This is a genomic window from Streptomyces sp. NPDC088812, from assembly GCF_044750285.1.
Classification (GTDB): domain Bacteria; phylum Actinomycetota; class Actinomycetes; order Streptomycetales; family Streptomycetaceae; genus Streptomyces.
Map to the genome: position 1 here is coordinate 30142 of NZ_JBIVJP010000012.1, position 17319 is coordinate 47460.

At 71.2% G+C, this 17319-nt stretch carries 14 protein-coding genes and 2 pseudogenes; 10 read left to right on the forward strand and 6 right to left on the reverse strand.

Annotated features, from left to right (window positions below; all coding sequences use genetic code 11):
• Position 1: 1 nt before the first annotated feature.
• A pseudogene (locus ACIP67_RS21600) lies at positions 2–1018 on the forward strand (LLM class flavin-dependent oxidoreductase).
• 18 nt (positions 1019–1036) lie between these two features.
• On the opposite strand, the gene ACIP67_RS21605 reads toward ACIP67_RS21600, so the two are convergent.
• Positions 1037–1597 carry a TetR/AcrR family transcriptional regulator gene (locus tag ACIP67_RS21605; RefSeq protein ID WP_401693701.1) on the reverse strand — a complete coding sequence of 187 codons (561 nt, stop codon included), beginning with the start codon at positions 1595–1597 and terminating at the stop codon, positions 1037–1039.
• Between the two features lie 103 nt (positions 1598–1700).
• Between ACIP67_RS21605 and ACIP67_RS21610 the strand changes: the two genes are divergently transcribed.
• The 4 genes and pseudogenes from ACIP67_RS21610 (at position 1701) to ACIP67_RS21625 (ending at position 5933) form a co-directional block, all read left to right on the forward strand.
• Positions 1701–2612 (forward strand): NmrA/HSCARG family protein, encoded by a 912-nt coding sequence (locus tag ACIP67_RS21610; RefSeq protein WP_401693703.1) that lies wholly within the window; start codon positions 1701–1703, stop codon positions 2610–2612.
• Positions 2613–2803: 191 nt separating this feature from the next.
• Positions 2804–3655 (forward strand): NmrA/HSCARG family protein, encoded by an 852-nt coding sequence (locus ACIP67_RS21615; RefSeq protein WP_401693705.1) that lies wholly within the window; start codon positions 2804–2806, stop codon positions 3653–3655.
• A 234-nt stretch (positions 3656–3889) separates the two neighbouring features.
• Positions 3890–4750 (forward strand): annotated as a pseudogene (locus tag ACIP67_RS21620) (serine hydrolase domain-containing protein); the annotation flags it as partial.
• A 202-nt stretch (positions 4751–4952) separates the two neighbouring features.
• Entirely contained in the window at positions 4953–5933 is a 981-nt protein-coding gene (locus ACIP67_RS21625; RefSeq protein ID WP_401693707.1) for a threonine/serine dehydratase, read from the forward strand.
• A gap of 94 nt (positions 5934–6027) precedes the next feature.
• Here ACIP67_RS21625 and ACIP67_RS21630 read toward each other — a convergent pair whose 3' ends face one another.
• The 3 genes from ACIP67_RS21630 to ACIP67_RS21640 are packed head-to-tail and all read right to left on the reverse strand — an operon-like array spanning position 6028 to position 8876.
• Positions 6028–6948: an N-acetylmuramic acid 6-phosphate etherase gene (locus tag ACIP67_RS21630; RefSeq protein WP_401693709.1), complete on the reverse strand. Its 921-nt coding sequence runs from the start codon at positions 6946–6948 to the stop codon at positions 6028–6030.
• A gap of 40 nt (positions 6949–6988) precedes the next feature.
• Positions 6989–7879 (reverse strand): MurR/RpiR family transcriptional regulator, encoded by an 891-nt coding sequence (locus ACIP67_RS21635; RefSeq protein WP_401693711.1) that lies wholly within the window; start codon positions 7877–7879, stop codon positions 6989–6991.
• Positions 7869–8876 carry a hypothetical protein gene (locus ACIP67_RS21640; protein ID WP_401693713.1) on the reverse strand — a complete coding sequence of 336 codons (1008 nt, stop codon included), beginning with the start codon at positions 8874–8876 and terminating at the stop codon, positions 7869–7871. The genes ACIP67_RS21635 and ACIP67_RS21640 overlap by 11 nt, the downstream gene beginning before the upstream one ends.
• A gap of 269 nt (positions 8877–9145) precedes the next feature.
• Between ACIP67_RS21640 and ACIP67_RS21645 the strand changes: the two genes are divergently transcribed.
• The 4 genes from ACIP67_RS21645 (at position 9146) to ACIP67_RS21660 (ending at position 13163) form a co-directional block, all read left to right on the forward strand.
• On the forward strand, positions 9146–10204 hold the full coding sequence (locus ACIP67_RS21645) for an ABC transporter substrate-binding protein (protein ID WP_401693715.1): 1059 nt from the start codon (positions 9146–9148) through the stop codon (positions 10202–10204).
• Entirely contained in the window at positions 10201–11103 is a 903-nt protein-coding gene (locus ACIP67_RS21650) for an ABC transporter permease (RefSeq protein WP_401693717.1), read from the forward strand. Before ACIP67_RS21645 ends, ACIP67_RS21650 begins: the two co-directional genes overlap by 4 nt.
• The gene (locus ACIP67_RS21655; protein WP_401693719.1) at positions 11082–11840 is read left to right on the forward strand and encodes an ABC transporter ATP-binding protein; all 759 of its coding nucleotides are present in this window, start codon (positions 11082–11084) and stop codon (positions 11838–11840) included. The genes ACIP67_RS21650 and ACIP67_RS21655 overlap by 22 nt, the downstream gene beginning before the upstream one ends.
• A 78-nt stretch (positions 11841–11918) precedes the next feature.
• On the forward strand, positions 11919–13163 hold the full coding sequence (locus ACIP67_RS21660; protein ID WP_401693721.1) for a discoidin domain-containing protein: 1245 nt from the start codon (positions 11919–11921) through the stop codon (positions 13161–13163).
• Positions 13164–13167: 4 nt separating this feature from the next.
• On the opposite strand, the gene ACIP67_RS21665 is transcribed toward ACIP67_RS21660, so the two are convergent.
• Complete coding sequence (locus tag ACIP67_RS21665) at positions 13168–14208, reverse strand: vWA domain-containing protein (protein WP_401693723.1); 1041 nt, start codon at positions 14206–14208, stop codon at positions 13168–13170.
• 277 nt (positions 14209–14485) lie between these two features.
• Between ACIP67_RS21665 and ACIP67_RS21670 the strand changes: the two genes are divergently transcribed.
• Positions 14486–15649: a TetR/AcrR family transcriptional regulator gene (locus ACIP67_RS21670; RefSeq protein ID WP_401693725.1), complete on the forward strand. Its 1164-nt coding sequence runs from the start codon at positions 14486–14488 to the stop codon at positions 15647–15649.
• Between the two features lie 127 nt (positions 15650–15776).
• Here the strand turns inward: ACIP67_RS21670 and ACIP67_RS21675 are convergent, their stop codons facing one another.
• On the reverse strand, positions 15777–16976 hold the full coding sequence (locus tag ACIP67_RS21675) for an oxygenase MpaB family protein (RefSeq protein WP_401693727.1): 1200 nt from the start codon (positions 16974–16976) through the stop codon (positions 15777–15779).
• Positions 16977–17319: the final 343 nt, after the last annotated feature.

Genomic DNA, 17319 nt, shown 5'->3' on the forward strand with positions numbered 1-17319 from the left:
GTTGCCGGGCGTCGGCCGCGGTGTCGACGGCTACCTCCGGCAGCTCGCCGGCACGGTCGAACGCCTCGGCTTCAGCGGCGCTCTGCTCGCGACCGACCTGTACGACGTCTGGCCGCTGGGCAGCGCCCTCGCCGCGGCCACGAGCCCCCGTTTCCAGCCGCTACCGGCCGTCCACCCCGGTCTGATCGCCCCGACGCTGCTTCGCGAAGATGGCGCTCACCTTCGACACCCTCTTCGGCGGACGCCTGCGCTTCAACGTCGTCAACGGCTCGACGAAGACGCTGCGCGAATACGGCCTGAACGTCGAGCACCACGAGCGGTACGCACTGAGCGCCGAGTACTGGACCATCGTCAAGCGGCTCACCGCGGGCGAGGTCTTCGACCACCGGGGCCGGTTCTACGATCTCACGGGCGCCGGCTCCTCGTTCGGCGACCTCAGGCCGACGCAGACGCCGCACGTGCCGCTGTGGTTCGGCGGCTCCTCCGAACCGGGCATCGAGATGGCGGCCCGGCATGTGGACGTCTATCTCACCTGGGGCGAGCCCCCGCACCTGCTGAAGGAGAAGCTGGACCGGGTGCGCGGGCGAGCGGCGGCGCACGGCCGCACCCTGCGCATCGGCCTGCGGCTGCACCTGATCGTCCGCGACACCGAGGACGAGGCCTGGGCGGCGGCCGACCGGCTGCTCGACGTCACCAGCGAGGCGACCTACGCCCGGCAGCTCGGCGACCGCGCGGGGGAGGACGGCGTCGGCTGGCAGCGGCAGTTCCGCCAGCACGGCGGCCGGGTGCCCGCCCGTGCCCGGGAGCTGGAGACCCACCCGAACCTCTGGCCGGGCATGAGCCTGTTCCGCCCGGGGCCGGGCACGGCGGTGGTCGGCTCGGCCGCCCAGGTGGTGGAGCGACTGAAGGAGTACGAGGACCTGGGCGTCGACACCTTCATCCTCTCCGGCAACCCCCTGCTGGAGGAGGGTACCGGGTCGCGGAGACCGTCCTGCCCGCCCTCGGCGTCAGGCCGTGAACGTCTCTCCCCTCCCGGCTACCCCCGAGGGCTGACCCCCTCCACCGTCAGGCCGAGCAGTCGGTGCGCCTCCGCGGCGGGGTCCGGGTGGTGTTCCGTGGCCAGGGCGATCCCCGTGACCAACGTGATCAGGTCGGCGATGGTCACGCCCGGCGCCACCGCGCCGGCCCGCACGGCGTGCCGCAACAGAGGATCGGCCGCCCCGGTGAGCCGTGCCGAGCAGACGTTCACATGGTCCGGGTCGTCCGGTCCGTCCTGGACCAGCGCGTCGGCCATGCCCCGCGCGGAGGCGGCGTACGCGGTGAGCGCGCCCAGCCAGTCCAGCAGCGCGGCGCGTGCGTCGGCCGCCCCGGCCAACTCCGCGGCGCGGGTGCACAGGGCCTCGATCCGCTTGCTGAACACGGCCTGGAGCAGGGCGCGCCGGCCGGGGAAGTGCCGGCGCACGGTCGCCGAACCGACCCCCGCGACCCGGGCGATCCGCTCCAGGGAGGCGTCGGCGCCGTGCGCGGCGACCTCCTCCTCGGCCACGGCGAGAATCCGCGCGTAATTGCGCCGGGCGTCCGCGCGCTGGGCGGTCATGGCGTTTCTCCGAGCTTGCTAAGTGGCGGGGCCCTCCGTATCGTACCCGAACGTAAATGGCGGGCCCCGCCACTTAGCCGCGTGCCACCACCCGAGGAACCCCATGACCCGACAATCCGCACCGGTCCTGGTCACCGGCGCGACCGGCAGGCAGGGCGGTGCCACCGCCCGCGCCCTGCTCGCGCAGGGCGTGCCCGTCCGGGCGCTCGTCCGCGACCCCGCCACCGGCCGGGCGAAAGCGGTCCAGGCGCTCGGCGCCGAACTGGTCACCGGCGACCTCGACGACCGCGACTCCCTGACCGAGGCCGCCGAGGGCGCCCGCGCCGTCTTCTCGGTCCAGATGCCCGACATGGGCGGACGCGGCTTCGAAGGCGAGGTCGCCCAGGCCGTCCGTCTGATCGAGGGCGCGCGGGCCGCCGGAGTGCCGCAGTTCGTGCACACCTCCGTCTCCGGAGCCGGGCAGCACACCCGATGGGTCAAGGGTCCCTGGGCCTGGATGGAGCCCTACTACACCGCGAAGGCCGGCATCCAGGACCGGGTGCGGGAGGCGGGCTTCGCGCGGTGGACGCTCATCAAACCGGGCTTCTTCATGGAGAACTTCCACCCCTTGGCGGCCATCATGTTCCCCCGCGGTGTCGAGGGCGGACTGGTGAGCCTCCTGAAGCCCCCGACCCGGCTGTCCCTCGTCGCGGTCGAGGACATCGGCAGGGCGGCCGCCGCGGCCGTCGCCGCGCCCGAGCGGTTCCACCGTGTCGAACTGGAGCTGGCGAGCGATCGCCTGACGATGACGGACATCGCCGAAGTCCTCTCCCGCCATCTGGGCACCGAGCTGACCGCGCCGGACATGACCGAGGAGCAGGCGACCGCTGCCGGGATGCCCGGCATGGGCTTCGCGCAGGCTCACATCAACGAGCACCCTCAGCCCGCCCGCCCGGAGTTCGCGCGAGACCTCGGCCTCTCCCTCACCACCTTCGAGGCGTGGGCACGCGCACACCTGCGCGCGACGACAGCCTGACGCCGCACCAGTACCCCACGTCCCGTACAAAACGTACGGACGGCATGACTGTCCGCGCACTGTGCAAGCCTGACAGCGCCCTGTCCGGGCCTCCAGGCGCGGCGTGATGTCGTCTGTGGAGCCCAGTGACCGATGATGGCGGTCGGGCCTGTCGGAGGCCCGTCTTCGTGTGTGCTGAGGGGAGTCGTTCGATGGCTGACGAGCCGATTCTGGTGCTCGCCGCGACCGGCGGACAGGGCAGGGCCGTGACGGACGCGCTGCTGGGCCGCCGGGTCCCGGTCCGGGCGCTGGTCCGCGACCCGGACCGGAAAGCAGCGCGGGAACTGGCCGAACAGGGCGTCGACGTGAGGGCTGGATCGCTGAGCGATCGTGGGTCGCTCGCCGCGGCGATGAGCGGGGTGGCGAGTGTCTTCGCGTTCACCACTCCCTTCGAAGCCGGTACCGAGGCAGAGGTCGCACAAGGACGGGCGATCCTCTCCGCCGCGGCGCAGGAGCACGTCCCGCACCTCGTGTTCAGCTCCGTCGCCGGGGCCGACCAGGACAGCGGAGTACCGCACTTCGACAGCAAGGCGCGCATCGAGCGGGAGCTGGCCGACGGCGAGGTGCCGTACACGATCCTGGGGCCGACCTACTTCTTCGACAACGCCCTGGGCGGAGCGGAACGCATCGTCAGCGGCCACCTCGATCTGCCGCTGCCGCCCGACCGCCCGTTGCAGCAGCTCGACCGCCGCGACCTCGGCGCTTTCGCCGCGGAGGTACTGGTCACCCCCGCTCCCTACGTCGGGCGGCGCATCGAACTGGCCAGTGACGCACCCACACCCACGCAGATGGCGGCCTCGTTCAGCGCGGCGCTGGGGCGGGAGGTCCGCCACGAACAGGTACCGCTGGCGGCGGTCGGCAACCCCGACATGCACGCCATGTGGACGTTCCTGAACGGGCCCGGCTATCGCGTCGACCTCCCCGCCCTCCACCATGCCCACCCGGAGGTCCACTGGACCCGCTTCGCGGACTGGGCACACCGCACATGGGCCGACGCTCGCTGAGACGCGAGGTCGAGCAGGCCGACGGCGATCAGGGCGACGGGGAGCAGGAGGTGGCCCCGGCGGGCGAGGGCCTTGGCGAGGGCCGGCCATCGAACGGGCGGCGCTCATGGGAAGTTCCAAGGATCAACACGGTCGGCGCCCAGGCAGTTGAGGTGTCGATGACCCATCAGGCCGATCAAGGTCGACGGGTCGGGCACGGACCACCGACCCGGCCGGGCCACCGCACCGCCATCGCCCACGCCCCTGCCGAGCAGCTCCATCACCGTGCGGCACCTGCTCAGCCACCGTAGCGGGCTCTACGACTACACCAACGACATGTTCTACTACACCGTTCCGGGCTTCGAAGCGGTACGGAACAAGACGTTCAGCTTCCAGGAACTGATCGACAAGTCCACGGCGCACCCGCTGACCCTCACGCCCGGATCCGGTTACAGCTACTCCAACACCGACTTCGTGGTGATCGGCCAGATCATCGAGCACCTCACGGGGAAGCCGGTCGCCGAGCAGTACCAGCAGCGCATCTTCGAGCCGCTCAAGCTCGGCAACACCTCCTACGTGCACCCCCTGACCGGCATCGCCGGGTCCGCCGCACGCGGCTGTCTGCGGCCGGACGACACCACGCTTCCCCTGGTGGACTCCACGGAGCAGACCGTCTCCTGGGCGCAGTCCGCCGGCGCGATCATCTCCGACGCGGAGGACCTCAACACGTTCTTCAGCGCCCTGCTCTCCGGCGCCCTGCTCCCGGAGAGCGCCCTTCGGCAGATGACGACCATGGTTCCCGTCAACGCGGACGGCAGCCAGTCCTACGGTCTGGGTCCGCGCGCCAGGAAGCTGTCCTGCGGTGTGACGGTCTACGGGCACACCGGCACCGTGCAGGGTTACTACACCTGGGCGTTCGGTGCCCCGGACGGCAGCCGCACCATGACCTCCATGGCCAACACCTCCAACAACGGGACCGTGAACACCACGTTGGGCGCGACGCTGGAGGCGGCGTTCTGCGGCACCGCCCCGGCGACGGCTTCCGTCAGTGCCGCGGCAGCGGTCGACGACGGGTTCCGCGAGGAGATCGCCCCGGACGTCGTCCGCGGTCGCTGACCGCGTCCGACCCGCCGCGACAGGGCTGACGACGCGGCACCCCGGACGCGCAGACCGATGACGATCGGCGGCCGTGCCGGCCGCACAGCGACCGGCACGGCTCACGACGACGCGGGCGGACCTCCCTGGTCCACACCGACGGACCAGCGTGAATCGACGATTGTCCGGTGGAACGGCGCCGGCGGCGCTACGCTGCCGTGTCGTGCAGGAGACGCGTCTCGACACGGCTCGGATCCGGGCGGCCCGCCGGCTGATCGACCCGGTTTTCCTCGACACTCCGCTGTACCGCTGCGAGGCGCTGGAGCCCGTCCTCGGGTGCGCGGTGAGCATCAAGCTCGAAACGGCGAACCCGGTCCGCAGCTTCAAGGCCCGCGGCACCGAGGTGGTCGCGAACCTGCTCGCCGACAACGGCTCGTCGGCCGTGGTGTGCGCCAGCGCGGGCAACCTCGGCCGGGCCCTCGCGTGGTCCGGTCGCGGCCGGGGGCTCGACGTGACCGTCGTGGCGTCCCGTTTCGCGACCGTGGCCAAGCTCGATCGCATCCGTGCGTCGGGCGCCGGGTTGGAGCTGGTGGACGGCGATCACGAGATGGCTCGCGAGCGGGCGGCGGCCATCGCGCGGTACGACGGCATCCGGCTGGTCGAAGACAGCCTGGACATCGAGACCTGCGAGGGCGCGGCGACCATCGGCCTGGAACTGGCGGACACCGCGCCGTCGTTCGACACCGTCCTGATCGCTCTCGGTGGCGGGGCGCTGGCCACCGGCGTGGGACATGTGATGAAGGCGTTGGCACCCGAGGTCGAGGTGATCTGCGTCCAGCCGCTGGGCGCACCGGCGATGACACACTCGTGGCACAGGCGGTGTGTCGTCACCACCGACTCGACCGACACCATCGCTGACGGCGTCGCCGGCCGGCGTCCCATTCCGGCCGTCCTGGACGACCTCCTCCTGGTCGCCGACGACGCCGTCCTGGTCCAGGAGGCGTCGATCACCGCCGGTATGAGGATGCTCCTCGACCACGCCGGCCTCGTCGTCGAACCGTCGGCCGCGCTCGGCATCGCGGCGCTCCTCGAAGACCGTGACCGCTTCGCCGGCCGACACGTCGTCACCATCGTGTGCGGCAGCAACGTCGACGTGGACGCCTACCACCGCTGGGTCGGCGCGGCTCCCCTCCACACCTCCTGACCACCCCTCCGCCCTCTGCCCCGGGCGATCCGGGACCCTTTCGCCGTCCCGGAGGACGAGGCGTTCACGGTGGAGGAGCCGCTCGCGCCACCGGTCACCCGCTCGCGTCCCGCGTCACGTGGGCCAGCGCCGCGAACGGCCGTCCGCCGCCGTGTGCAAGGGCGACGCGGGCCCGTTCCGGGGTGGTGCCGGCCAGCAGGGTGACGAGGGCCGTCGCGGTCTCCCCGCCGCAGGCGTCCAGGCAGGACTCGGCTCGCTCCGGGGTGACCTGGCAGGCCGTCACCAGGGTGCGTACGGCTCGGGCGCGCAGCTTCGCGTTGCGGGCCGAGGCGGCGACCATGAGGTTGGACCAGGTACGGCCGGTACGGACCATGAGGGCGGTGGAGAAGGCGTTGAGTGCGAGCTTCTGCGCTGTGCCCGCCTTCATACGGGTCGACCCGGTGACCACCTCGGGGCCTGTGTCGAGGACGATGTGGAGGTCGGCGTGGGCTGCGGCCGGCGCCTGCGGGTCGCCGGAGAGCAGGGCGGTGGCCGCGCCTTCGGCACGTGCGGTGCGCAGTGCCTCGATGACGTACGGGGTGCGGCCGCCGGCGGTGACGCCGATCGCCAGGTCGTCGGCCACCGGTGCGTCCGGGGCGTCGGGGGCCTCGACCGGGCCGGTGTCCTCGGCGTTCTCGATCGCCGTGGAGTGCGCGGCCACGCCCCCGGCCAGGTGCGGGACGACGGTTTCGGGTCCCACCCCGTAGGTCGGTCCCAGCTCCAGGGCGTCGTTGAGCGCGATTCTCCCGCCTGCGCCCGCGCCGTAGTAGTGGATGCGTCCGCCGTCGGCGAGGGTCCGTTCGGCGAGGTCGACCAGGCGGGTGAGCTGGGGCAGCGCGGCGCGGACCGCGGCCGGGGCGGTGGCGTCCTCGCGGTTGATGAGTTCGAGGAGCTCGCTGGTGCACAACTGGTCCAGGCCGAGACTGGCGGGGTTGCGGCGTTCGGTGGGCGGCAGTGTGGAGGGGTGGCCGGGCATGGGTCTCCGTGGTCCTCGTTGCAGGTCGGGGCAGGCGGGATCAGCCGCGTGGCCTGCGCAGGGTGTGCCGCCGTACCGCGTCGTGGGCGCGTTGCAGGTCCTCGACGGTGCGGTCGTGCTCGCGCTGGGCGAGAGCCACGTACAGACAGTCCACGACGGTCAGCTGGGCGGTGCGCGATGCGGTGCCGCCGCTGCGGACGGTGGTCTCGCGGGCCGCGGTGAGCAGCACGATGTCGGCGCGGGCGGCGGCCGGTGAGCGCGGGCTGGAGGTGATGGCGGCGGTGGTGGCCCCGCGGTCGCGGGCCTGGTCCAGGACTTCGGTCGTCTCGCGGGGGCGGCCCGAGTGGCTGACCGCGATCAGCACGTCGCCCGTGCGCAACAGTGCCGCGTCCATCAGCGCGGCGTGTACGTCGCTGCGCGCCACGGCGCCGTAGCCGAGGCGGAGGAGTTTGTCAGCCGCGTCCTGGGCGGCGAGCGCGCTGGACCCGACACCGACGACGAGCGTACGGCGGGCCGCCTGCACGGCGTCCGCGAGTGCGGCGAGGGCGTCGAGGTCCAGGTGGGCCGCCGTCTCCTCGGCGGCGCGGGCGTTGGCGTAGCCGGTCTTGCGTACCACTTGCTCGAGGGAGTCGTCGGGGCCGATGTCGGCGACCAGGTCGAGGCCGGCACGGCTGTCGTCGCGGGCGTGGGCGCGCAGCCGTTCGGCCTCCGCCGCCAGGCCCAGCCGGAGTTGGGCGTAGCCGCGCAGGTCGAGACTGCGGCAGAAGCGGTGCACCGTGGCGACGGAGGAGCCGGCGTCGCGGGCCAGGTCGCTGATGGTCCGCTCGGCGGCGGCGGCCGGAGCGGTGAGGATGAGATCGGCGATGGACCGCTCGGCGCGGGGGAGTTGTTCGCGGCGAGAACGGATGAGGGCCAGCAGGTCATCGGGCATGTGCAGCTCCGTGCGTGGTGCGGATGGCGGCGAAGTGGGCAGGGGTGAGGCCCTCTGCGGGGAAGAGGCAGTAGCGGCCGTCGCCTGCCGCGAGAGCGTGGCGCAACGCCTCGGTGAAGTCGTCGATGCTCACCTGAGGGCCCCAGTCGGCCTGGTCGCCGATGACCGACAGGGCGTCGGCCGTGGTCTGCACCATGGGTATCGCGCGTGCGGTGGGTGGCAGGGCACGCGTCACGGTACCGACCCACCCGGGCTCACGGTGAACGATCGCGTGGTACGTCATCGGGAGCAGTCCGTCGAAGAGCTCCCCGAGCGCCACCGCGTCCTGTCCCACAAGCCTTCTGCGGGTCGCGTCGTCGTCGGTGGGCACGAGGAACGCGCCGAGCCACAGTCCGGGGCGCGCCTCGCGTACGGCGTCCCGCAGTTGTCGTGCCACCTCGGTCACGGTCCCGGTCCGGTACCGGGTCCACGCGTCGGCATGGTCGCGTGCGATGCGGCGTGCCGCGTCCGCGCCGGTGTCGCCGTGGAGCCGGATGCCGCTGTGGGCCGTGAACTGGGCGAGAGTCCGGGCGTCGTAGGAGGCCGAACGGGGCCGGGCGCCGGGCCGTAGCTCCAACTCCCAGTGCAGCGGCCAGCGCAGGAAGTCCAGGACGAGTCCGTCGGCCTCGGTCGTGGCGGCGATCCGGGCGACACTGCGCACCAACTGTTCGTTCCACACGGGGTCGTTGGGGCGGACGCCGGTGTACCACTCCATCGACTGCCAGCCGAGGCCGTCGTCGCCGACCGCCCGTGGTCCCTCGGGACCGCGGAAGCAGGCGACGCTTGCGAGCAGCCGCAGGCCGAAGCGCCGGGCCTCGTCGGCGAGGGCGACGGTGATCGCCTCGCTCTTGGTGACGACTGTGTCGAGCCCGGCCGCCGCGGCGGCAAAGAGCAGGGCTCGCAGGCCCGGCGAGGCGGGATCGGCCACGGTGGAGGGGAAGACGTAGCAGGAGCGCACGGGAGGGGACTGTAGCCGAGTGCCCTGCGGCGGTGCGGCCACGATTCGTAAAATATTTACGAACGCAGTGCAGTATCGCTCCGTCAAGTACGGCCACCCAGCTTCGGTCGGATGGCTATTTTCCCAGGTCGTAGCGCTGCAACATTCCCGCAATATTGAAAATTATTGCCGGATCGTCGTTGACATCGGTTCCGCCTTGTCGCCACCATGAGCGCCGTATTCGAGCCCCGCCCGGCGCCAAGTCGGCTGCTTTCGACCGGAGTTTCCCCATGCCTGCTGCTCTTCGTCCGCTGCCGCGCCGCGCGCTCGGCCTGGCCGCTCTGGCTGCCGCCGTGGCCCTGTCCGCCTCGGCCTGTGGCTCGGGGGCCACCAGCGCCTCGGCCGACGGGGCCCGGTCGGCCTCCGGCCCCCTTCCGACGTCCGTGCCCAAGGGCACGGTGTTGCGCATCGCCGACCAGAACCGGCTGCTGGAGTCGATCCTGCACGCGGCCGGCCAGGACGAGGACTTCCCCTACACCGTCAAGTACGCGACGTTCCAGGGCGGTCCGGCCGTACTCGAGGCGTTCCGGGCCGGGGAGGCCGACGCGGGCTTCGTCTCCGATGCGCCGGTCGTCTTCGCCCAGGCCCACGACCAGGACGTGAAGATCACGGGCGTGGTGCAGAACAGCCCCGACGCCACGCACCTGTGGACCTCGCCGGACAGCGGAGTGAAGGACCTCACCGACCTCAAGGGCAAGAAGATCGCCTACACCGAGGGCACGACCTTCCAGGCGGCGGTGCTCAACGCGCTGAAGAAGGCGGGACTGTCCACCGGCGACGTCACCCTGGTCAACCTCTCCGACCCCTCCCAGATCCCGGCCGCCCTCGCCTCCGGCAAGGTCGACGTCGGCACCCTGACCGAACCGCTGGTGACCAAGTACTCCGCCGCGTACGAGAAGAAGGGTGCGCACGAGGTCAGCGGCGACACGGGCCTCACCAGCGGCCTGCAGTTCGTCATCTCGCCCGGCGACGCGCTCGCCGACGAGGCGAAGACGGCAGCCCTCGCCGATCTGTCGGCACGCTTCACCCAGGCCGAACTGTGGCTCGCCGAGCACAAGGAGGCGTGGGTCGAGGACTACTACGTCAAGGTCCAGAAGGTCGACAAGGCCACCGGCGAGGCGGTCGTCGCCAACAACGGCACCCCCTCGATCCCCGACTACGCCACCGCGGTCGCCGAACTCCAGAAGATCGCCGACGTGCTGTCCGAGGGCGGCGCCATCGACGAGATCGATGTCTCCGAGTCCTTCGACACCCGCTTCGACGCGGTGCAGCAGGCAGCGGCGAAATGAGCGAGGCACCGCCGTCCACTCAGGCACCTGCCGCAACCACCGCGCCCGTTGCGGCCCCCGGCCCCCGGCCGGCGCGCCGACCAGCCCGTGCGCCGGGTCGTCCCGGCGCACGCGTCCCGCTCGCCCGTACACCGGGTCGTCTCGGCGCACGCGTCCCCTTCGCCCGTGCTCTCGGCCCGCTCCTGCTGCTCGCCGTCTGGGCGCTCGCCTCCGCCACCGGCGCGCTCGATCCGCAGACGCTCGCCCCGCCCGGCACGGTCGCCTCGACCGCCTGGAACCTGGCGGCCGACGGCCGGCTCGGGCACCACCTGTTCACCTCGCTGCAGCGTGCCGCCCTCGGCCTGTTCTTCGGTCTGGCCGCCGCCGTCGTCCTCGCTCTGCTCGCCGGCCTCTCCCGGCTCGGCGAAGCACTGATCGACGGCACGGCCCAGTTGTTGCGCGCCCTGCCGATCCTGGCCCTGGTCCCCCTGGCGATCCTCTGGTTCGGCATCGGTGAGGAAGTCAAGATCATCCTCGTGGCGCTGGGCACCTTCTTCCCCCTCTACATCAACACCCACGCGGCCCTGACCGGCCTCGACCTGAAATGGGCCGAACTCTCCCAGGTGCTGGCGCTGTCCCGCCGCCAGTTCCTGCTGCGCATCGTGCTCCCCGGTGCCGCGCCCGGCTTCTTCACCGGACTGCGCCTGGCCGTCACCGTCTCCTGGCTGGTCCTGGTCGTCAGCGAGCAGATCAACGCCACCAGCGGCATCGGATATCTGATGACCGAGGCCCGCACCTTCGGTGAGACCGACATCATCGTCGTCGGTCTGGTCGTCTACGGCCTGCTCGGGCTCGCCTCCGACACTCTCGTCCGATCCATCGAAAGGAGGGCTCTGCGATGGCGGACGACGCTCGCCTGAGCTCTGGCGCCGACCTGGATGCGCGGCGCGGCGTCCGCATCCGCTCCCTGGTCCGCCGCTTCGGCGACCACACCGTCCTCGACGGGGTCGATCTGGACATCGCGCCCGGCGAGTTCACGGCGCTGCTCGGCCACTCCGGCTCCGGCAAGTCGACTCTGCTGCGCGCCGCGGCCCGCCTCGACCCCGGCGTGTGCGGTTCCAGCACGGTCGAGGTCCCGGAGGCGACCGCCGTCGTCTTCCAGGACGCCCGCCTGCTGCCGTGGGCCCGCGTGCTCGACAACGTCGTTCTCGGTCTGCCCGGCTCCCGAGCCGCCGCCCGCGAGCGAGGCCGTGCGGCACTTGCCGAAGTCGGTCTGGCCGGCAAGGAGGACGCCTGGCCCGGCACCCTCTCCGGCGGCGAGGCCCAGCGCGCCGCACTCGCCCGCGCGCTGGTCCGCCAGCCCGGTCTGCTCCTGCTCGACGAGCCGTTCGGCGCCCTGGACGCGCTCACCCGTATCCGTATGCACGCGCTCCTGCGCGCCCTGTGCGCCCGCCACCGCCCGGCCGTGCTGCTGGTCACCCACGACGTGGACGAGGCCGTCGCGCTCGCCGACCGCGTCCTGGTCCTGGACCAAGGCCGCTTCGCCGCCGATGTGGACCTCACGGACCGCCTCGGCACATCCGAACGACGCGCCCACCCGCGGTTCGCCGCCACCCGCGACGCGCTCCTGACCGTCCTGGGTGTCCCCGCCGCCTAGGCCCTCGCCCGACTCCGCCCTGACTTCGTAGGTGAACTCGCCCGACTCCGCCCTGACTTCGTAGGTGAAAGAGAGACCATGCCTCCCACCGCCCCGCGGCCCCTCCCTCCGCGCACCCTCGCTCGCACGCTGCTCACGGCCGTCCTCGCGGCCGCCGCCCTCATACTGCCCGCGCCCGCCGAGGCCGCCGCCGATCCGGACTTCACCCTCTACGACAACACCGAGTACGCCTCGGCCACGATCGGCGGCGCCTCGGTGGTCTCCAACTTCGTCCCCAACCGCGTCTGCACCCCCCTCGTCGAGAACGGCGGTCTGCCCGGCGAGGACGAGTGGAAGAGCATCGTCCAGTCCTACAACCGCAACACCGACGGCCCGCTCGTCCTCGACTGCGAATCCCTCTATCTCACCTCCACCAGCACCGCCGCCGACCACTACGCCCGGCTGCTCCAGCTCCAGTCCTGGGCCCGCGAGGTCGCCCCCGACCAGGTCATCGGCTGGTACGGGCTGCTCAACAACACGATCAGCGCCAACTACGGCTACTACCGCGACCTGATCGCGGCGAACCCCGACACCGCCTTCTTCCCCTCCCTCTACTCCTACTCGGCCAACGAGACGAACTGGAACTCCACCCTCACCGCCGACATCGCCAAGGCCACGGCCGTGGACGCGCAGGTGCCGCTGCTGCCGTACATCTGGCCCCAGTACCACGGCGGTTCGTCGCCCGCCTCCCTGGACTACACCTTCGTCCCCGCGGCCCAGTGGTCCGTCCAGCTCGCCACGATCAGGGAACTCGGCCTGCCCGGTGCCGTCGTGTGGGGAGGCTGGCCCATCAGCCAGACCTGCGACGACGCATGCCAGGCCGAGGTCCCGACGGCCGGCTGGCTCGCCGCCACCCGCTCCTTCCTCGACGAACTCGCCCACCCGCGCACCGACCTGGCCCTCGGCGCGACGGCGACCGCGTCCAGCGTGAACGTCACCGGCCGCGAGGCGCCCAAGGCCGTCGACGGCGACCCGACCACGCGCTGGGGCAGCACCTACGCCGACCCGCAGTGGATCACCATCGACCTGGGAGGTCCGTACGACATCAGCGGCGTGCGCCTCATGTGGGAGACCGCGTACGGGAGTTCCTACGCCGTCCAGGTCTCGGACGACGGCTCGACCTGGACCACAGCCCATTCCACCACCAGCGGCGCGGGCGGCGTGGAACGCATCGACGACCTGGCCGCCACCGGCCGCTACGTCCGCCTCTACGGCACCACCCGAGGCACGTCGTACGGCTACTCGCTGTGGAGCTTCGAGGTGTACGGCACCGCGGCCCCCTGAACAGTCAGCGCATGAGCAGCAGCCGTGTGTTCGGTACGAGCTTCCGGTTCACGCTGGTGCTCTGCACGAAGATCGTGAAGTCGTCGTTGTGGTTCGGCTTGACGCGGACCTCCACGGCCGGCAGACCGAGCAGGGCTCGGGCCTCGGGCCCCGTGTACACCCGGTCCGTCTTCTTCTCCAGCACCGCGATCTGCTTCTTCGCCTGGATCTTCTCCGACTTGCTCAGCTGGTAGAACGCGCCACCGGTACGGTACGTGTGCCCGCACTCGACGACCCAGTCCCGGATCCCCGCGTCACGGGCCACCTGGATCAGCTGGTACGCCGAGGGGTCCACCGGGGCGAGGCCGGCCGCCTTGATGGTGTCCTTGTTGACCGCCTCCGCACCGGTGGAGAACACCGCCCGCGATCCCCGGATCCCCTGGGTGCGGCCCACCATGAACTTCTCGGTGGCCTGCTGGATGACCTGCCCGGCCTCCTCCAGGCCCTGTGTGCTCGTGGCGTCCCAGATGGCGATGTTGTCCTTCGGGAAACCGCACTGCATGGCCTCGCGCTTGCCCATCTGGTCCGGCACGAGGACCGCCAGCGTCCAGTTGGCCTCCTGCGTCTCGATCATCCGGGACACGGCCTCGACCAGTTCACGCGCATTCCTGGAAGGGGCGTCCGGGCAGCGGTGACTCGCGTTCTCCTGCCCGTCGGTCAGGACGAACGTCAGGAAGCTGTGGTCGCCGTACAGTTGCGCGGTCTGCGCCAGCTCCCGCTGTGACGTGAGCGCGGCCGCCAGCAGAGCCGTCATACCACCGACCCGGTAGAGTGCCTTCAGCGACGGCATCCGCAGCACGTCCTTGTCGTAGATGACGCACTCCACCTTGTCCGCGAAGGCGTACACGGTGACGCGGGTCTCCTGGTCCAGTTCCCTCGACCGGCGGGCGAGGTAGGCGATCTGCTGGTCGGCTACCTCGACGACCTTGCGGCTCAGGTGCGACATGGACGAGCTGGCATCCAGCACAAGAGCGACGTGATTGATGTAGTTCTGCTTCCCGGACATGACGGCTCCCCCTCGTTCGGACTCGATGCTCCTACCGTCTCACCCACCACTGACAATCGGTCCTGGCTCCCGGACCGGACGAAGGGCCCACCCGACCAGAGGCGCCGCAGGGACACCGCACGAGACGCCCAGGCACTGACGTCTTCGCGCACCGGTGTGTCCGGCGGGTGCACCGGCCGGCTGCGCGTGACCCGTGCCGGTGAAGGCGCCGACACCTTCGAGCCACGTGTGATTGACTGATCCGCATGGCCCCGTCTCCGCATCCGCCCGTTCGGCCGTGACCGCCGAACCGACCGCGGCCACTCGGCCCCGCAACCGCAAGCAGCTCATCGTCGAGGCGGCCGGCCGAGTCTTCAGCGAACGCGGCTACCACACGGCGTCCATGGAGAAGATCGCCGCCGGCGTGGGGATCACCGCGGCGGCCCTGTACCGGCACTTCCCGAACAAGTACGCGCTGTTCGCCGAGTGCGCCGACGTCATGGCGGACCGGCTTGTCGCCGCGCTCGACGAGGTGCCGCCCGGGGCGACCTTGACGGACGTGCTCACCGCCGTCACCCGGGTCACCGTCGCACATCGCGCGTCGGGCGGCGTGTACCGATGGGAGGCCCGGTACCTCAACCGTGAGGACCGCCGGCATCTCGGGGCGAAGTTCGGGTACGTCGTCCGGCGGGTCGACGAGGCGGTGCAGCGCGAGTACTCACTGCCCGACGAGCGCCTGCGGGCCGTGGCAGCCCTCGGTGTGATCGGGTCCATCACGATGCACCACACCTCCATCGCTCAACGCCGGGCCGAGGAACTGCTGTCGGCGTCCGCGCTGCGCGTGGCCGCGACCGATCCCGCGGCGGCCCGCAGGGACGCACGCCCGGTCGAACTGCCCGCCCAGCCCGTGCCGCGCACCCGACGCGCGGAGATCCTCGCGGCCGCCATCCCGCTGTTCGCACGGGACGGGTTCGCCAGCGTCACGAACGGACAGATCGCGGAGGCGGTGGGACTGGCCCCGTCCGCGCTCTACCGTCACTACCCGGGCAAGGTCGACATCCTGGCGGCGGCCTGCCTTCAGGCGGCGGGGCTCCTGGCCCAGGGGGTGGACCAGAGTCTTCATGAGGTGGCCGGCCCGCACGACGCCATCGTCGCGCTGGCGGCGACGTACGTGGCGTACAGCTTCGAGTACACCGAGCTCAACAGCGTCGCCGAAGCCGAGCTCGCCGGCTTGCCGGCCGACCTGCGGCGGCCCTTGGTCCTCGCGCAGCGTGAACACATCGCCGTCTGGGAGCAGCAGCTGCGACTGGCCCGTCCGGAGCTGGACCCGCGCCAGGCCCGGGTGCTGGTGCACGCGGGGTTCGGCGTGGTCGTCGAGGCCGGACGCAGACTGCGGTGGCGGGACGGCCAGGACCACCGTGACGCCGTGACCGCTCTGGTCCTGGGCGCTCTGGGTCTCTGAACGGCCGTCGGGCCCCGGCGGCCGTTCAGGCGCCGCGTCGTGAAGCGCCTGGTGCGTACGTCACCCTGATGCCCGCCCCTCGGCCCGGTCTGCCGCGGGACGGGCAGGTGAGATCGGAAGCGACGGCTCAGCCCGCCCTGTTTCCGGTGGGGATCGTGATGGGGGTGGTGGTACCGGAGGAGCCCTTGTTGAGGAACAGCATGGCCAGAGCGCGCACGAACTGGTCGAACATGTAGAAGGTGGCGGGCATGATGGGCGACAGCCCCTCACGGAACAGGATGAACGCCGGCCACGCGGTGCGGACCAGGGTCGCCGACACGTAGTCGCGTTCCAGTCCCAGCCAGTCGCCGACCTCGTCGCTGAGGACGTAGCGCACGAACTCGTTCAGGAACCCGCGCGTGACGCCGAGGTCGATCTGTGCGGTCAGGCCGAGCAGCTCCTCGGCCAGTGCGATGCCCTCGGTCGACGGGGTGAGGATCGGGGTGAGCACCTGCGCCGACTGCTTCTCGGCGGCCGCCCATGTCTTGGGGATGTGCTCGTACGGCACACCGAGCAGGTAGATGGCGACCTGCCACGAGTGCAGGAACGCCTCCTGGTCCGCGGCCGGGAACGGGATCTTCCAGTCGAGCAGCTTCCTGTACACGTAGGTGCCCAGGCTGTGGAAGGTGACCAGGATGTCGGCGGCGCTGATCGGGATGGTCTCGTCGGCGACCGCACGCCAGTGCGGCGACTGCGGCAGCAGGTGACGCACCGCGGCGTGCACCACGCGCGTCTTGTTGGCGGTGACGACGAACTGTCCCGTCGGCTCGAAGGCTCCCAGCTGGGACAGGTCGTAGCCGAACGTGAACGTCTTGGCCGCCCGGTCCTGCATGTCGGCGCCGCCCGCGGACCAGTAGACGCTCTTGGCCTCCCGCGGAATCACGGTGCTCATGATTCCGCTGCCGAGGCCGTACAGCATGAAGAGGTACGTGTCCCTGCGCCGGTTGAAGTCGGCTGCGCGGGCCAGCTTGGCGGGGTCGGCCCAGGAGGGCAGCTGGTTGACCTGCCCCAGGTACGCGGAGAATTCGGCCGGCAGGCCACTGGGCAGCGGGTCGTCGTTGTTCACCCACGACGCCCAGGCGGTGTTGATCGCCGGCACGTGTCCGTTCTCGAGCATTGAAACCATCAGAGGGTCCGCCGCGTCGTCCCAGATCCACTCCGGACCGGTCCCCGCGGCGGCTCCCGTCACAGAGTCCGTCGACGCCCATGCCTGTGCGGGGTTCGCCAGGCCCACGAGGCCGAGTGCGACACCGAGTGACAGAGCCTTTCGCCTGCTGAGGTTCTCCATTGACTTACCTGCTTCCCTGATGGGTCAGACGGCGCTGTACGCCTTGCCTCACACGCCATTTGCATGACCGCCATGTTTCGGAGCTCGTTGAGCGATGTGATTTTCCATTAACATAGCGAGGTGAGTTACCGTCGGCAATGGTGGTGACAGAGGCTGGATGCGCGACCGTCCGACCGCGACCTGTCGGCCGCCCCGCCCCGCCGCAGAGGGAAGCGCTCGGCCCGAGGAGACCTCGTATACGGCGCATGACCGTTTCCCGCCACCAGCCGGGTCACCGGGGCTAACCTGTCCTCGATCAGCGACCACGCCCGCCCGCTCGCGGACCGTTGCGGGGGAGCGGGCT

Excerpts from the sequence above, each read along its gene's own strand:
- ACIP67_RS21660 (WP_401693721.1), top strand. The coding sequence starts at position 11,919 with ATGCCTCCCACCGCCCCGCGGCCCCTCCCTCCGCGCACCCTCGCTCGC.
- ACIP67_RS21675 (WP_401693727.1), bottom strand. The coding sequence starts at position 16,976 with ATGGAGAACCTCAGCAGGCGAAAGGCTCTGTCACTCGGTGTCGCACTC.
- ACIP67_RS21605 (WP_401693701.1), bottom strand. The coding sequence starts at position 1,597 with ATGACCGCCCAGCGCGCGGACGCCCGGCGCAATTACGCGCGGATTCTC.
- ACIP67_RS21650 (WP_401693717.1), top strand. The coding sequence starts at position 10,201 with ATGAGCGAGGCACCGCCGTCCACTCAGGCACCTGCCGCAACCACCGCG.
- ACIP67_RS21630 (WP_401693709.1), bottom strand. The coding sequence starts at position 6,948 with ATGCCCGGCCACCCCTCCACACTGCCGCCCACCGAACGCCGCAACCCC.
- ACIP67_RS21635 (WP_401693711.1), bottom strand. The coding sequence starts at position 7,879 with ATGCCCGATGACCTGCTGGCCCTCATCCGTTCTCGCCGCGAACAACTC.
- ACIP67_RS21615 (WP_401693705.1), top strand. The coding sequence starts at position 2,804 with ATGGCTGACGAGCCGATTCTGGTGCTCGCCGCGACCGGCGGACAGGGC.
- ACIP67_RS21610 (WP_401693703.1), top strand. The coding sequence starts at position 1,701 with ATGACCCGACAATCCGCACCGGTCCTGGTCACCGGCGCGACCGGCAGG.
- ACIP67_RS21665 (WP_401693723.1), bottom strand. The coding sequence starts at position 14,208 with ATGTCCGGGAAGCAGAACTACATCAATCACGTCGCTCTTGTGCTGGAT.
- ACIP67_RS21655 (WP_401693719.1), top strand. The coding sequence starts at position 11,082 with ATGGCGGACGACGCTCGCCTGAGCTCTGGCGCCGACCTGGATGCGCGG.
- ACIP67_RS21645 (WP_401693715.1), top strand. The coding sequence starts at position 9,146 with ATGCCTGCTGCTCTTCGTCCGCTGCCGCGCCGCGCGCTCGGCCTGGCC.